This is a genomic window from Planctomycetia bacterium (genome assembly GCA_016795155.1).
Taxonomy (GTDB): Bacteria; Planctomycetota; Planctomycetia; order Gemmatales; family HRBIN36; genus JAEUIE01.
The window spans coordinates 16883-31576 of record JAEUIE010000033.1; the positions used below are offsets into that span (position 1 = coordinate 16883).

A 14694-nucleotide genomic window follows, 5' to 3' on the forward strand; every position below is an offset into this window, starting at 1 on the left:
ATGAAAGGATCACAATGTCTTCACAAACATCAGCTCAAAATCTTCACGTACACGAATTGAAACGCAATCATTCACAGCATTTTCAGCTATGCACCTGATAATCGTCTTGGAACTTAAATACAAGTATGACTGTTACACTCTGTTATGATCAATGCACTTTTCTCAGTCGCGACTTCTCACCTTGACTTCATGCTGAATACGGTCGCTCGGATGGAGAATAACCTGATCTCCTTCGGACAATCCTCCAAGCACTTCTGCTTCGGCACTGTTCTTCCTGCCCAGTTGCAGTTTCGTCAGTTGCGAACGTTGGTTGACAACCCGAAACACCGCCCACTCTCCTTGCGAGCGAAACAAAGCACCGGTAGGAACTTTCAGCACATCTTTTCCTTCCCAGATAACGATGCGGGCATCGACACGATAACCATCACCCAATGCAGAATCAGACTTCTTCAGGTCATCGAAATCAATGATGATGTAAACGCGTTGTTCTTCCACCCCCAGAGCAGAAAGCTTGAGGAATCCCGCAGGCTCAACGAGTCGTACCCGGCCCGTGAGCGTCTGTGTACCGCCCCAACGTTCCAGGAAGACGCGAGCACCCGGCTTGATTTTTACTGCATCACTGGAGAGTACATCCACTTCCACTTCCAAATCGGTCGGATCACCCACTTCCACCAGCCTGGTGCCTGGCGTAACCGGGCCAGCACTTTCCTGGTACACTCGAAGAATTCGACCATTGATCGGCGAGTATAATTCATAGATGTCCGTCTGCTGGGAAGTGCGACTGCGAAGCAGAGCAGCTGTGGCTTGTTCGAGTTCAAACTCCGCTACCGTAACGCGAAACTCGGCAGCTCGGAGTTCTTCCTGTGCCATGCGTTCCAGGAGTTCTGCCTGTTCATAGGCTTCGACGGACACAGCCTGTGTTGCGAAGAGCTTTTTTGCTCTTTCGTAATTGTTTTTCGTCAGCACATGTGCTTCTTTCAAGCGGGTCTGGGTGGCTTGTGCCTGTTTCAGAGCAGCCTGAAAGGCTCGGCGTCGGGCTTCAGCTTCCGCGAGAGCCCGGGCATCCAGCAGGGAGGGATCGTTGGGCAGAATGTTGGTCAGCAAGGTGCTGCCCGGCTTGACTTCATCACCGGGATGCAGTGCGATACGCTGCATGAAACCTGCCAATGGCGCCGAAACGGTATAGCGTTCCTTGATGCGAGTTCTGCCATCTTCATCTACTGTTACGAGAAGCGTTCCGCGATTCACCTGAGCCACATCCACTCTGATTGGCGCGGGCATGAAGGCATACACCAGCGCCGCCAGGATTGCGAGCACCAGAGCCGAGTTGATAATCGTTTTCATGTACCCGGGCATGGATTACTCCCTTGCCTTCAAGACCGCCACCAGGTCAAGGCGATTCAGTCGATAACTGACCAACCACGCGGAAATACCGGTAGCAATCACGGTAATCGTGATGGCCAGGGCATACGTGGATGCATGTATCACCAGGGGAAATCGCTGCGTTTCCGTATCGAGTGCAGTCATCATCAGCCAGGCAAGCAGATAACCCAGCAACAGACCCAGAGGGATAGCCAGCAGGGTGATGACAGCGAGTTCACCCAGGAACATGGTGGAGATTTCGCTTCGGGTAAATCCCATGACACGCAAGGTTGCTAGTTCCCGACTCCGTTCCGAAAGCGAAATACGGGCATTGTTATAGACTACACCAAAGGCGATAACACTGGCAAAGAAAACATTGAACAAGATCATCATCAGAAGATTTTCATCCAGCAATTGCTGGAAAGTGTCAATCATTTTCTGTTTCAGATTGATACCAGCGATGCGTGGCATGGATTTCATTTCGCGGTACAGTTGATCCACGTGTTGCTGGTCGACCTGCAGAAAAGCTCCTGAGCTGGATTCACCTTCTCGCATCATCCGATGCAAGGCATCTTTATGCATATAGGCGGCAGGCTCAGTGAAATCATCGAGCAGTGCAACTAATTTTAAGCTGCGTGTCGGACGTTCACCTTCGAGGATATCCACCTCGAGCCATTCGCCGACACGGCAATCGAAGATTTCGGCCAGCTTGGCGGAGATCACCAGGCCGTTTTGCGGAATCGGTACCTCTCGCCCCTGCAGGTTGAGCAGACGATACAGTTGGCGATCATCGCCCAGACCCAGTATCGCCAGGCGTCTGCTGCGATGTTGAAAACGCAACCGGGCCGGGACAGACCGGAACGCTTCACTCCGCAAGACGCCCGGCAGGTGCATCAGATCGTGCATCACGCGATTGCTGGTCGGCTCAATGAATGCAATGGTCATATCCTGTCGCTGTGCTGTCTTGAACGCCAGTTCCATCATTTCGCCGACTGCATCGCGGGCACAGTTCCCCATGACCACAATGGCAATGGAGAGCGCAATACCCAGACATGCAAGAACTGTCTTGAGAGGTTGGCGTTCCAGATTCCGGAGAATCATTTGCAGCGCGGGGGACAGCCATCCCTGGAGTCCGAACTTTTCCAGAAGGGTGGCATGGTAGACTGCCGGTGCTTCCGGTCTCATGGCTTCGGCAACCGGCAGCCTGATCGCGCTCCAGACAGCCAGCGCTGTTCCAGCACCCGATGCCAGCAGGCTCACGCCCAGACTGGCCAGAACCACACCCGGCGACAGATGGAAGTAAAAGATTGGAAAGCGAAAGAAGTGGGTATACACCTGGGTAAGGGAGTATCCCAGCCAGGCCCCCATGCTCACACCCAGGATCATACCAATGACCACCAGGAGCAGAACCAGTTTGAAGTAATGCCAGCCAGTTTCCCACGAAGAATATCCAAAAGCTTTCAGCATGGCGATCTGCTCACGCTGTATGCCGATCAGGCGAGACAGCACCACATGCAGCAGGAAAGCAGTTACTGAGAGGAAAATGATGGGTGGCAGTGATGCCATGGTGCGAAGCTGATTCATTTCATTGGAAATAAACCGGTAGGAAAGCTGGTCTGCCCGGCCATAGGCTCCTGTGCCTCCGTAATCAAAAGTGAGGCGATCCACTTTTTTGATAACTTCCGCTTCAATGGTGCCGGGAAGCAGAGAAAAGGCAACGTCGTTGAACGCACCTTCCATATCAAATGCAGCGGCCAGTTGCGAATAGCCCATCCAGAAGATGCCATATCGTCGACTGTCAGGCACGAATTCACCCGGGCGAACGGGGTAGACATATTCGGGCGAAAGCACAATGCCAACGACGGTAAGTTTCTCTTTCTTGCCGTTGATCACGGCGGCCAGCGTATGGCCAGGTGCCAGTTCATGCGCCTGGGCAAAGCTTTCATGTACCAGCACTTCTCCGGGACGATCAGGTTCAATGTTTCTCCCTCGGCGCAGGTAAAGTCTGTTCAAGAGCGGCTCGCGGCGGTCTGGAGTCGAATTGATGCGTCCCACGGCTGGTTCAGCCATGCCGGGAACATCGAGCGAAACTTCCATGACAATACGTGGCTCGAGCTGAGCGATTCCGGGAATTTCGCGCAAGGGTTCCAGCAGAGTCTGCGGTGCACGCTTGAGGTGGACGAACAGATCGGCAAAGCGAAAGCGTTCGAAAAATGTCTGTTCCGTCAGGTGCAGAGAATCGATCGTGCAGAAGGACATAACGAAAGTGGCAACGCCACAGGCCATGACCAGGCAGATCGCCAGGGCTTGCCCTCGCATGTGATAGAGTTCGCGCAGCAGTTTACGATCCAGAACAGACATATTGCTCACCAGGCCAGACCGTGTGCAGAAATTTTCTTCTGATTCGTCACGATGCTGGCAATCCTGCCATCTGATAGGGAAACAATCCGATCGGCCATGCCGGCAATCACTGCATTATGCGTAATAATTGCCGTGGTTGTACCCAGTTCACGGTTCACTTTTTCAATGGCTTCGAGCACGATGATACCGGTTTTCACGTCGAGCGCTCCGGTCGGTTCATCACAGAGCAACACATCAGGTCGCTTGGCTACCGCTCTGGCAATGGCTACCCGCTGCTGCTCGCCACCGGAAAGCTGCGACGGAAAATGGTGCATGCGATGCTCCAGGCCTACCAGTTTCAACGCCTCGGCAGGCGACATGGGTCTCTCGGCAATTTCTGTAATGAGCTTCACGTTCTCCATTGCTGTCAGGCTAGGTATCAGGTTGTAGAACTGAAAAACAAAACCAACATGTTCCCGGCGGTATCGAGTCAGGGCAGTATCATCGTTCGCCATCAAGTCGTGATCGCGATAATGCACGGTACCCGAAGTGGGAACATCCAGACCACCCAGAATATTGAGCAGAGTTGATTTGCCACTGCCCGAAGGTCCCAGCAGTACGACAAACTCGCGTGCGTAAAGATCCAGGTCCACGCCTCGCAGCGCATGGACTTCCACTTCACCCATGCGATATATTTTGGTCAAGCCACGAGCCTGGAATACGGGTTCTAACTCTGCGGGCACGAAAGATGTTCACCAAGTAAATCAATGACTTATCGATCATCGCTGACACCGTCAGCAGCATCAAGGCTAATTGTCCATTGAGTTGGAGATTCAACTTGCATATGTGCAGCATGATTGGAGCAGCAGGATTGCAACAGCCAGTATTTTTTTTCAAATCCAGAGAATTCACGACAACACGATTTTGATACAAGTATCTATTTGATAAGCATTTACATTAAGTACATCGAGGATAAAAAGTGGGCTAGGCAAGTTGGGGGAATTGAGCTATTCTTCTGCCACGCGGCAACTGCCGCGCTTTACGTGACATCATGGATGATGTTACATCGGCCAGGCCAGGAGGGCATCATGTCGAGTCGCCGAGCTATTCAGCGAAACAGACGTTGCGCTCGTGGACCTGCCCAGAGGCGGCGGGGGGTGCTGGCGTTTGAACTGCTTCTGATCCTGCCATTATTGTTACTGTTAATACTGGCTATGGTGCAGTTCAGTTTGACGTTACACGCCCGGCAGCAACTGGTAGCAGCCTCTCGAGAGGGATGTCGAGTGGCTGCCCTGGGTGGTAACCAGGAAGCCATTGAAAACACCATCAAGCGGGTTCTGGGCAACGGCCGATTGGCTGATGCCGAGATTGATATCACCGATGAAGCGGGGACACCCATTACCGCCGAGCAGATCATTCCCACGGGCGAACCGATTTCAGTCTGGCTCAGGCTGCCTACGGTGCATGTGGTGCCTGATCTGCTTCGGTTCATGGGATACAGCATTCAAAAAGATGAACTCATCGCCCGAACAGTGATGCGTCGGGAATAACTACCGTTCACGGATGGAACGGCAGAGCGATTAGCAAGGAGGCGGGCCATGCGAGCGAGCACGATGTTTGCCCTGATCGTGGCAGTGTTAGTGGGGCTGGGAGCAGCTGTTGCTGCCAAGGCCACCGGCGTGTTCAATCCGCCTGAGCCGAAGAAGGAACCACCACCCATCATGGTGCTGGCCGCTGCCACGAACATTTTTGAAGGCAACATGATTCAGTCTGCCGATGTGCGGACACGCCCTGCCACGGCTCAGGAAGCGGATCAACTGCGGCGTGGCGAGTTGCTCCCACCCATGGTGACAGCAGCGACGAAGCGGTTTGCCAAGATGAGCATTCCGACCGATGCAGCAATTCGAATAGATTTCCTGGAAGACCTGGCACCACCGACGGAACTACGAGCACGAGTAGCACCGGGGCTGCGGGCCGTGAACCTGGCCATTCCCAAGCACCATGCTGCTGGTGGGCTTATCAACGTGGGCGACTGGGTGGATGTACAATTGATGGCGGCGATTGAATCACCGGCAGTGCCACTCCCTGGCGGCGCGGCTGCAGCGGGTGGAACTACTGCACAGGCAGCGATTATCACCCGCGCAGCACGCGTCATTGCCAAGCGCAACAGCCTGTGGCCCGTCAACACGCCACTTGGCCCCGATTGTCCAGTCAACTTCACGCTGGAAACCAACCCTTACCGTGCTTCATTGATCGAATTTGCCAAGGACAAAGGCACATTGGTGCTGTTGCCTGTAGGCGATCAGGACAAGAAAGTCCTGGAAGCCCGACGACAGGAATCAATGAACCAGATGTCCAACGGCAATGGTGTCTACCCAGTGTCCTACAACATGGCTGAGTCCAAAGAGTATCGTGAAGAAGATAAGCGTGTCGGCGATTTTCTCAACGGAAACTATGTGATCAGTGAATCAGACCTCGTTCGCATCTTTCAGTTGAAGTACGTGCCTCCAACGCCACCCAGCCCGGAACGCAAGATTGAAAAAGTGGTGGGCATCAGCACGGCTGGTTACAACCGTGGGCATCCTGGCAGCAGTGATGTAGGAAGCGATGAGGGTAATGCCGGAGCCATTTCTCGCCGCAGTGGTCCTTCCACCGGTGAACCGGGTTCTTACACGGTAGGCGGTACAACCGCGAGTCCATTCCGGTTTCGTCCGCCTGATGCTTCTTCCAACTGCAATTCGTGCCAGAACAGTAAGGCCAAGTGTGGCCAGAAGTAAGGAACGGATTGTTAACACACTTTGAAATACTGCCATGCTCAACAGCACATCCACTCACCGAAGACAGCACAGCCGACGAGGCGCCGCCTGGCCCCTGTTGCTGGCCAGCCTCGGTCTGGTGATGGCTGCATCTGCCCTGGCGGTTGATGCCGCGATGCTCTGGCAGGCCAGGCAGGAACTGCAGGTAGCTGCTGATGCATCAGCCCTGGGCGCCATGCTGGAACTGGCAGATGATCAACTCCTTCGCCAGTTTCCTGGCGGCATAAAGCAGGCGACGGATCGCGCTGCCGATATGTCAGTCGTACTGGCTAATCGCCATCACGTTTTAGGTGTACCACTTCGACTCGAACCGTTTGACTCGCCGGAAAGGGATTTCACTCTGGGTTTCATTGATGACCCTTCTTCGCCCCTGCAGCCTGTTGTGGAAGATTTCGACAATCCCAACATCAATGCTCTGCAGATAACCGCTCGGCGAACACGCGAACGGGGCACACCAGTTGGGCTGTTCTTTACCCGTTTGTTCCGCCTTTCATCAGCTAATGTTGCAGCCAGCGCCACGGCGATGCTCGAACGACGAGTGATTGGCTTCAGGCCAGCGGGTGATATCCGCATTCCTTTGATGCCCATTGGCATACTGTCAGATCCCTCGGCAATCGAGGAACGATCCTGGGAAGCACAGATTGACAAGCCATTGTCAACGGGTGCAGTTCGCGATCAATGGATGTTTGACAAGTCAAATCAGACATGGTCAACAACTGACGATTCTCAACAGATGGGTGATGGGCTGCCCGAAATGCAGGTGACCATTCCGCTGGAAGGCAACTTGGAAGAAGCCAACGGCATCATGCTGCAGTTTGGGCCAGTTTCACCACAGCAGTGGCGTGAACAGGCTACTCGCGGGCTTGGCCTGGAAGACCTGGTAGATTTCCAGGGACAACTCAGCCTGAACTGGGATGGCTTGCTGCCTGTAGAACAGGCTGCGATGCCTGCAGAAAAAGCCAGGCGTTTGCTCATGGATACGCTGGAGCAACTGAGTGAACGTGGCATCGCCCGCGTCTGGCCATTGTACATCCAGGTTTCAGGCAATAGTGACGAGAACCCATCCGGATATATGATCCGTGGCTTTGTTGCGGCACGCATTGCCCAGGTTCAGGTGAACGAACAATCGCTGCAACTGACGTTGCAGCCTACCGTCTTGATTACCAATACCGCATTGACACAGTTATCCGCAGAAGCCAACCCATATGTCGGGAAGGTGATGCTGATCAAATAAGCGCGGTCTTGAGCCAGTGGTTCGATAACGAGCAGGTTGCTGGACACGCTTCCTGTGAGGAACACTGGTATGAGTGCTCCCGGAAATCAAGGGGTTGGAGGTGAGGGAAAGTATGATCCCCGCCCTCTCCCCTGATCCTTTGCTTCCGGGAGTCAACAAACAAGGATGCTCAACATGCCAGCCATCAGCACTCAGGAACGAGCCGTTCGGCACCAGCGACTCAAGGCAGACATTCATCGGCAGATGGTCGAAATGCTCGACGTCAGCAAGCTGGGACACTGGCCCGAAGAGCGACTTCGACGGGAACTGCGCGGCCTGGCTGCAAGGTTGCTGAGCCAGACACACGAACTGCTGACAGAAGATGAACGGGAAAAACTCGCTGATGAAGTAATTGATGAAGCATTCGGCCTGGGGCCGCTGGAAGGGCTTCTCGCTGATCCACAGATTACTGATATCCTGGTGAATGGGCCGAAGTCCGTCTTTGTCGAACGTCAAGGTAAGCTGGTCGCCACGCCCATTGTGTTTGCTGATGAACATCATCTGATGCAGATTATTCAACGTATTGCCAGCAAAGTAGGGCGACGGGTGGATGAACAATCGCCGATGGTGGATGCCCGTTTGCCTGATGGCTCGCGTGTGAATGCGGTGATTCAGCCACTGGCGCTGGAAGGCCCCATGCTTTCCATTCGCCGGTTTGGCGTGCGACTGGGAATGGAAGAACTGCTGGAGATTGGCTCGGTACCTCCCGAAGCCATGGTATTCTTACAGGCAGCGATTGAAGCCCGCATCAGCGTGCTGGTCAGTGGCGGAGCTGGTTCAGGCAAAACCACGCTGCTCAATGCCCTGTCCCGATCCATTCCCCATGATGAGCGACTGGTCAGCATTGAAGATGCAGCGGAACTGTGCCTGCAACAACCACATGTGGTGAGGCTGGAAACCAGACCCCCCAACATGGAAGGTGCGGGCGAGGTCAAGCAGCGTGATCTGGTGAGAAATTCACTGCGTATGCGTCCTGACCGGATCATCATCGGCGAAGTGCGCGGGGCGGAAGCACTTGATATGCTGCAGGCGATGAACACCGGGCATGAGGGTTCGCTGACTACGATTCATGCGAACGATGCTCGTGATGCTCTAGCCCGCCTGGAAATGATGGTGATGATGGCAGGGTTTGAATTACCCGTGCCCGTGATTCGACAGTACATCCGTTCCGCGATCACCATCGTGGTGCATTTGTCAAGACTTAAAGGTGGTAAGCGAAGGATGATGCGACTCTGTGAAGTCACTGGCTTGAAAGACGGACGTTATCTGGTTCGCGACCTGTTCCGCTACCAGCAACAGGGTGTTCGCAACGGCATGGCGTATGGAACGTACTATGCTACAGGTAAATTGCCGAAATGCATGGCACGTATTCGTGCAGCTGGCATCCACCTGCCTGATGATCTGTTCGTCAAACGCTGTCTGCCTGAAGCAGATTATGAAGAAATCACTCCATCGCATAGCTTAACTTCCCAGGAGTTCACACTATGAGTCAGGAACAAATCCTGGTAGCGATTGTCAGTGGTGTGACAGCGACCGTCGTGATGGCAGGTTATCTGATTTGCCACCGCATCCTGGTGAATCGACGGGTGGCTGCACTAGCAGCCTTATCGATGGAAGATCCAACACTGGAATCGGCGCTGCCGCTGCCACCTGCCAGAGACTGGTCGGAACGGGTGGATCGACGCTTTGCCGACCTGGTACACAATTCCGGACTGGATGCCAGCGTCGAACAGGTGATCGGCCTGATTCTGCTTTGTTGTGTCGGCTCTGGTGCTGGTTTCTATCTCTGGCGTGGTGAACTCTGGCTGGGACTGTTTGGTTTCATACTGGGTTTGGCCTTATCGTTTGGCTATCTGCTGTTTCGTGCCGGTCGGCGACGCTGGCAGATGCATCAGCAGATGCCTGATGCTCTTTATCTGCTTTCGCGATCGCTCCGAGCTGGCATGGGGCTTGAACATAGTTTTCACCTGGTCTCACAAGAAAGCCCGCAGCCGCTGGGTGATGAATTGCGTCGGGTTTCGGAACAAGTGAAACTCGGGTTGGCTGTACCAGCAGCGCTTCAATCAGCGAGTGAGCGCGTGGGGTTGCTCGATTTCAGTGTGTTTTCTGCCATCCTTTCAATCCATCGACATACGGGCGGGCAGTTGCCTTTGCTTCTGGATCGCCTGGCGGCAGGCATTCGTGACCGCGTTCAGTACCAGGGACAGTTCCGCGCTGCAACAGCTATGGGGCGGGTGAGTGCGATTGCCCTGGGTGCCGCAGTGCCTTGCATTTTCCTCTGGTACATTCTGTTTCAGCCGGAAACGGTGCAGATGTTTGTGCAGACTCCGGGTGGAATTGCCATGCTGGGTGTAGCAGGAATACTGGAAATCGTTGGCGTGCTCTGGCTCTACCGCATTCTCAAGACGGATATGTAATCCATCGACGAGGTACCGCATGTATACCGAACTGCTCGAATGGGGCATTCCAGCTTTGATCTTCGTCACCGTGGCGTCCGGCTTTTATTCGCTGATCGCCCGGCAACTGGAAAGCAGACCGAAGGCACTGCAGCCTGGCGAAGAGTTGCTGCTGCATTCTGATGAACGTGCTCGTGACTGGCTGCTGGGCGATCTGACGCCAGCCCTGGCTGCACAGATTCCGGTGACCACCACTGATCGCCCGGAAGTGAACAAGGAACTACGCACAGCAGGTTTATATGGTCCGACAGCTATCCTGGAATATGCAGCAGTACGCGCGGTGCTGGTGATCATACCACTCGTTGCGACTGGCCTTCTGGCATTGATGGTAGAGAACAGCCAGATGAACAGGGTGCTGATTGGCGGATTGATTGCTGCCATGCTGGGGTACAGCTTGCCTCGGTTGTATCTGCACTGGAAGGGCAAGGAACGCATTCGAAAGCTGGAAAATGCCTTGCCTGTCACGGTCGATATGCTCACGCTTTGCATGACGGGCGGACAGACGTTGCAGGCATCTCTGGATCGTGTTTCCCGTGAGGTGGCACCGGCCCATCCCCTGATGGCTGCTGAACTCTCCATTACCCGGCAACATGCGGAGCTGAGTAGTTTGCCACATGCACTGAAGCAACTGGCTGAGCGTGTACCCGTGGGGGAAGTACGGCATCTGGCATTGATCCTGGCCCAGGCGGAAAAGCTGGGAAGTGAAACGAGCCAGGCGCTGCTCGAATTTGCCAACCACCTGCGAACTACTTTGAAACAGAGAGCAGACAGCAAGGCAAATCAGGCCATGTTCTGGATGTTGTTTCCTACGATCTTGTGTCTTTGGATTCCTGCAGCTATTCTTCTGGTTGGTCCAGCGATCCTGGAATTCCGAACGCAGCGGCAAACCATCTTCCAGGAATGGAAAGAATCACGACAGAAAGTTCGGCAAGTTAACCAGTCACCGGCCACCATGCCGGCTTCGCCTGGAAATGCTCCATCCAATACCGTGGCAGCACGTGAGTGATGATCACGCCAAGGCTCACAATCGTTGAATTGACAGTTCGTGACTGGCAAGCTGCCATGTCGTGGTTTCAGCAATACTTTTCGTTACAGGTCATCCATCTCGATGCTTCAAACGGTTATGTTCTGCTGGATGCAGGTAGCATTCATCTTGCCATCAAAGGTAGTGCCGACGCACCGTTGCCACACGGCGTGTTATTGCAGTGGCAGGTGGAAAACCTGGATGCATTCCAGACAGAAGTGACAGATAAAGGATGCCGTGTACTGAAGCCGATCAAGGAGAGTGAAGAAGGCTATCGACGCTGTGTACTGGAAGGACCGGAAGGCATACCGATTCTGGTTTATGAAACTATGCGAGAAGAATACTCAGTGGGTGAAAAGTGAAATAATGATACCACTGCATGGCTGCTTAGAAGTAGTGAAGTTGTTCAATATAGCGTGTAGCGTTAATTATCTTGAAGAACTACTGAAGCAACAGTTCGAACTCATGAAGAAGCACTTTCGTGTAACTTAGCAGGGACTTCAAATACGAAGCCTGTAACTCCCAGGTTAAATTACAGGCAGAATACTAACTCCCCATTTTCCGCTGGCAACCCTTTCTCCTGCCTGATAAAACTTTTGCAGGTACCTCTTTGTGAGAGCAACACGATGCCAACCAATGGAAAACTGAACCGTAAATTACGCATGGGCCTCGTCGGTGGCGGGCAAGGCTCTTTCATCGGCCGTGTGCATGCTACCGCCGCTGTGCTTGATAATCGCTGTGAACTGGTGGCAGGGGCACTCTCTACCGACCCTGCAAAAGCCAAAGCCAGCGCGCCTGATTACGATATCAAACCCGAACGGGCTTACGGCTCCTTTGATGAATTGCTTCAGAAAGAAAAAGCACTGCCAGCCGATCAGCGGATTGATTTTATCAGCATCACCACACCCAACCATGTTCACTTCCCGGTAGCCAAAGCGGCGCTCGAAGCAGGGTTCAATGTTATTTGTGACAAGCCCATGACACTCACGCTGGCGGAGTCAGAATCGCTGCTTGAAATTGTGAGGAAGTCAGGCTGTGTCTTTGCACTTACCCATAATTACACCGGGCATCCGCTCGTTCGCCAGGCTCGCGAGATGATTGCAGCGGGTGATCTGGGCGAGATCAATGCAGTTCGAGCTTGCTATATCCAGGGCTGGCTGCGAACCAGGCTGGAACTGAGCGATCAGAAACAGGCTGCCTGGCGGACCGATCCCAAAAAGTCTGGAGCTGCTGGTTGCTTTGGCGACATTGCCAGCCACGCTTATAACCTGGGCCGCTACATCACCGGTTTGCTTCCCGATCAGGTTTCCTGCCGACTGAAAACTTTTGAATCAGGCAGGGAACTCGACGACTACGGTACCGCGATGATCACCTACCAGAATGGCGGGCTAGGCACAGTGACAGCATCGCAAATCACGCATGGCCGAGAAAACGACATATGGATTGAGGTCGATGGAACCAAAGCATCTCTCGAATGGCATCAGGAAGATCCGAACAAACTCTATGTGCGGAAAAATGGCGAGCCACATAAGATTTATTACCGCGATCCTAATGCACCGTTTGCCACTGCAGGGCACAAGGGTGCATGTCGCACGCCCAGCGGACATCCGGAAGGTTATTTAGAAGCGTTCGCCAACATCTATACTGCTGCCTTCGATGCCATCATCGAACGCATCAATAGCGGCAAAGTGGAACATCAAAATACGATCTACCCCAATGTCTGCGATGGTGTCGATGGAATGAACTTCATCGAAAAGTGCGTGGCCAGTTCCAAAGAAGGTGGTGCGTGGAAAAGTCTCAAACATCCGGCATGCAGGAAGTAAGTTCACTCTGATTCTCCCCCCTTGTCATGGGGGAGGTAGAGAGGATTCTTCATGCGGTCCTACCATCCAGATTCTTAATGGCGAACTTTGCCAGGCGACTGGTAACGAGTAGTGCCTATCGATTCAGGACTGCGTCTGATTTTTTCCCAATACTCTTGTTGGACATCATCATCGATGATGACATGGCGGGGTTCAAGAGAATCCATACCGTCCTTCTGGCAATGACTGATCCAATACCAGGTGCCATTACCAACTTCGTAGTAGTTGGCATGGGCATCACGATCCTTATGTGGCTGATATAATTTGCCTCGATAGGTGATGACCTGCGAATAAGAATCCACCGTAATGCGAGCGATACGAGCTTCGACACCGGCTACGTTGCCTTTAGGTTCCATATACATGATCTTGCTTTTCATCCTGCCTCCTTGGGGGATGTTACATAGCAAGGTATTCTTGCTGCCTGTAAATCCCTGCTCATTCAACCTATGGAAAGCGGTACGCCTTGTTGGCAGAATGGTCGCCATCGTGACCACGGACACAGAATGTAGCGCAGGGATGAAAAAACATCAATTTCCCATAAAATTTATAAAAGAAAGCTTTTGGCACATCTACTACACGCAATTGACTTGCCTGTTACTGTGACGATCGCTGAATTAACTTAGATCGTGTTGTATTGCCCTAAACCTTTCAACACATAGTTCCCAGTCTCAACCACTTACTCTGGTTGGAAAAACAGCATCGCGTGAATACACGCCCGCACTGTTTGAAAGGCTAAATATGGCACGCAGAGTACTTGATCGAAAGAAATTGCGCACCGAGGCTGATGCCGTTGCGACCGCAAAAGCCAAGGACGTCAAGGTTAAAAAGACACGCAAAACCAAAGAAGTCGATCCCAAGGCTGCTGTGCTTCCCAAAGTCAAGAAAGTGCGTGCCAAAAAAGTGAAACTGCCGCCTCGCATGCGTGTTCGCTGGTGCATCTATGATGGTGGCATGAAGCCAATGGCAATGTTCGACTATAACCAGCATGCCGCGGCCAAAGCCCGCCTGGCTGAATATCTGGAAAAAAAACCAGGCTATTTCATGCAGCTCGTGAAAGAACTGTTTCCAGTGACGGAAACCGAACAGGCTGCTACTTGATCTACCTGCGATACCTTTCGCAGGAGTTTTTGGTGAACAGGTCTGATTCTCCGTGGAATAGGGCGCCTGCTCACCTCGTGGAGTGCGATGATGGGTAAGAAATTGTATGTCGGCAATCTATCGTTTGATTTTGCCGAAGCTGATCTGCGCCAGCTTTTTGAACAGCATGGCAGTGTAGCATCGGCCCAGATCATCATGGATCGCGATACCGGCCGTTCCAAAGGCTTTGGCTTCGTGGAAATGGGCACGGATCAGGAAGCTCAGACTGCTATTGCAGCTCTGAATGGCCAATCCAGCAATGGCAGGCCATTGACTGTTAATGAAGCTCGTCCCAAGGCGCCCGGTGGTGGTGGCGGCGGTGGTCGCGGCGGATATGGAAGAGATCGCCGTTACTAGGCAAACTTCTCTCCTCTCCCCACGGGGGAGAGGGGCCGGCATGAGGGGTTTCACTTATTGCGAAGCC

14 protein-coding genes are annotated in these 14694 nt (G+C 53.3%); 10 read left to right on the forward strand and 4 right to left on the reverse strand.

Annotated features, from left to right (window positions below):
• Positions 1-162 precede the first annotated feature (162 nt).
• Genes JNJ77_13275 through JNJ77_13285 form a run of 3 tightly spaced genes read right to left on the reverse strand, consistent with a single transcriptional unit; the run spans position 163 to position 4388 of the window.
• A complete protein-coding gene (locus JNJ77_13275; protein MBL8823554.1) occupies positions 163-1356 on the reverse strand; it encodes an HlyD family efflux transporter periplasmic adaptor subunit in 1194 nt (397 codons plus the stop codon).
• A 3-nt stretch (positions 1357-1359) separates the two neighbouring features.
• Positions 1360-3723 (reverse strand): ABC transporter permease, encoded by a 2364-nt coding sequence (locus JNJ77_13280; GenBank protein MBL8823555.1) that lies wholly within the window; start codon positions 3721-3723, stop codon positions 1360-1362.
• Positions 3724-3728: 5 nt separating this feature from the next.
• Positions 3729-4388, reverse strand: coding sequence for an ABC transporter ATP-binding protein (locus JNJ77_13285; GenBank protein MBL8823556.1), 660 nt, complete (start codon positions 4386-4388; stop codon positions 3729-3731).
• 402 nt (positions 4389-4790) lie between these two features.
• Between JNJ77_13285 and JNJ77_13290 the strand changes: the two genes are divergently transcribed.
• From JNJ77_13290 to JNJ77_13325, 8 genes are all read left to right on the forward strand, one after another.
• Positions 4791-5252 carry a pilus assembly protein gene (locus tag JNJ77_13290; protein ID MBL8823557.1) on the forward strand — a complete coding sequence of 154 codons (462 nt, stop codon included), beginning with the start codon at positions 4791-4793 and terminating at the stop codon, positions 5250-5252.
• A gap of 48 nt (positions 5253-5300) precedes the next feature.
• Positions 5301-6479 carry a hypothetical protein gene (locus tag JNJ77_13295; GenBank protein MBL8823558.1) on the forward strand — a complete coding sequence of 393 codons (1179 nt, stop codon included), beginning with the start codon at positions 5301-5303 and terminating at the stop codon, positions 6477-6479.
• Between the two features lie 34 nt (positions 6480-6513).
• Complete coding sequence (locus JNJ77_13300; protein MBL8823559.1) at positions 6514-7752, forward strand: hypothetical protein; 1239 nt, start codon at positions 6514-6516, stop codon at positions 7750-7752.
• A 165-nt stretch (positions 7753-7917) separates the two neighbouring features.
• The gene (locus tag JNJ77_13305; protein ID MBL8823560.1) at positions 7918-9279 is read left to right on the forward strand and encodes a CpaF family protein; all 1362 of its coding nucleotides are present in this window, start codon (positions 7918-7920) and stop codon (positions 9277-9279) included.
• Positions 9276-10208, forward strand: a complete 933-nt coding sequence (locus JNJ77_13310) for a type II secretion system F family protein (protein ID MBL8823561.1) — start codon at positions 9276-9278, stop codon at positions 10206-10208. The genes JNJ77_13305 and JNJ77_13310 overlap by 4 nt, the downstream gene beginning before the upstream one ends.
• 19 nt (positions 10209-10227) lie before the next feature.
• The gene (locus JNJ77_13315) at positions 10228-11253 is read left to right on the forward strand and encodes a type II secretion system F family protein (GenBank protein MBL8823562.1); all 1026 of its coding nucleotides are present in this window, start codon (positions 10228-10230) and stop codon (positions 11251-11253) included.
• A gap of 56 nt (positions 11254-11309) precedes the next feature.
• Complete coding sequence (locus JNJ77_13320; GenBank protein ID MBL8823563.1) at positions 11310-11633, forward strand: hypothetical protein; 324 nt, start codon at positions 11310-11312, stop codon at positions 11631-11633.
• A gap of 300 nt (positions 11634-11933) precedes the next feature.
• On the forward strand, positions 11934-13094 hold the full coding sequence (locus JNJ77_13325) for a Gfo/Idh/MocA family oxidoreductase (protein MBL8823564.1): 1161 nt from the start codon (positions 11934-11936) through the stop codon (positions 13092-13094).
• A 74-nt stretch (positions 13095-13168) separates the two neighbouring features.
• On the opposite strand, the gene JNJ77_13330 is transcribed toward JNJ77_13325, so the two are convergent.
• Positions 13169-13510, reverse strand: coding sequence for a 1-deoxy-D-xylulose-5-phosphate synthase (locus tag JNJ77_13330; GenBank protein ID MBL8823565.1), 342 nt, complete (start codon positions 13508-13510; stop codon positions 13169-13171).
• Between the two features lie 361 nt (positions 13511-13871).
• Between JNJ77_13330 and JNJ77_13335 the strand changes: the two genes are divergently transcribed.
• Both JNJ77_13335 and JNJ77_13340 read left to right on the forward strand, forming a co-directional pair.
• On the forward strand, positions 13872-14231 hold the full coding sequence (locus JNJ77_13335) for a hypothetical protein (protein MBL8823566.1): 360 nt from the start codon (positions 13872-13874) through the stop codon (positions 14229-14231).
• A 90-nt stretch (positions 14232-14321) separates the two neighbouring features.
• Positions 14322-14627 (forward strand): RNA-binding protein, encoded by a 306-nt coding sequence (locus JNJ77_13340; protein MBL8823567.1) that lies wholly within the window; start codon positions 14322-14324, stop codon positions 14625-14627.
• The last annotated feature ends 67 nt before the right edge of the window (positions 14628-14694 follow it).

Bases quoted from the DNA above. Each gene is read 5' to 3' on its own strand.
- JNJ77_13275 (MBL8823554.1), bottom strand. From the start codon at position 1,356: ATGCCCGGGTACATGAAAACGATTATCAACTCGGCTCTGGTGCTCGCA.
- JNJ77_13280 (MBL8823555.1), bottom strand. From the start codon at position 3,723: ATGTCTGTTCTGGATCGTAAACTGCTGCGCGAACTCTATCACATGCGA.
- JNJ77_13285 (MBL8823556.1), bottom strand. From the start codon at position 4,388: ATGGGTGAAGTGGAAGTCCATGCGCTGCGAGGCGTGGACCTGGATCTT.
- JNJ77_13290 (MBL8823557.1), top strand. From the start codon at position 4,791: ATGTCGAGTCGCCGAGCTATTCAGCGAAACAGACGTTGCGCTCGTGGA.
- JNJ77_13295 (MBL8823558.1), top strand. From the start codon at position 5,301: ATGCGAGCGAGCACGATGTTTGCCCTGATCGTGGCAGTGTTAGTGGGG.
- JNJ77_13300 (MBL8823559.1), top strand. From the start codon at position 6,514: ATGCTCAACAGCACATCCACTCACCGAAGACAGCACAGCCGACGAGGC.
- JNJ77_13305 (MBL8823560.1), top strand. From the start codon at position 7,918: ATGCTCAACATGCCAGCCATCAGCACTCAGGAACGAGCCGTTCGGCAC.
- JNJ77_13310 (MBL8823561.1), top strand. From the start codon at position 9,276: ATGAGTCAGGAACAAATCCTGGTAGCGATTGTCAGTGGTGTGACAGCG.
- JNJ77_13315 (MBL8823562.1), top strand. From the start codon at position 10,228: ATGTATACCGAACTGCTCGAATGGGGCATTCCAGCTTTGATCTTCGTC.
- JNJ77_13320 (MBL8823563.1), top strand. From the start codon at position 11,310: ATGTCGTGGTTTCAGCAATACTTTTCGTTACAGGTCATCCATCTCGAT.
- JNJ77_13325 (MBL8823564.1), top strand. From the start codon at position 11,934: ATGGGCCTCGTCGGTGGCGGGCAAGGCTCTTTCATCGGCCGTGTGCAT.
- JNJ77_13330 (MBL8823565.1), bottom strand. From the start codon at position 13,510: ATGAAAAGCAAGATCATGTATATGGAACCTAAAGGCAACGTAGCCGGT.
- JNJ77_13335 (MBL8823566.1), top strand. From the start codon at position 13,872: ATGGCACGCAGAGTACTTGATCGAAAGAAATTGCGCACCGAGGCTGAT.
- JNJ77_13340 (MBL8823567.1), top strand. From the start codon at position 14,322: ATGGGTAAGAAATTGTATGTCGGCAATCTATCGTTTGATTTTGCCGAA.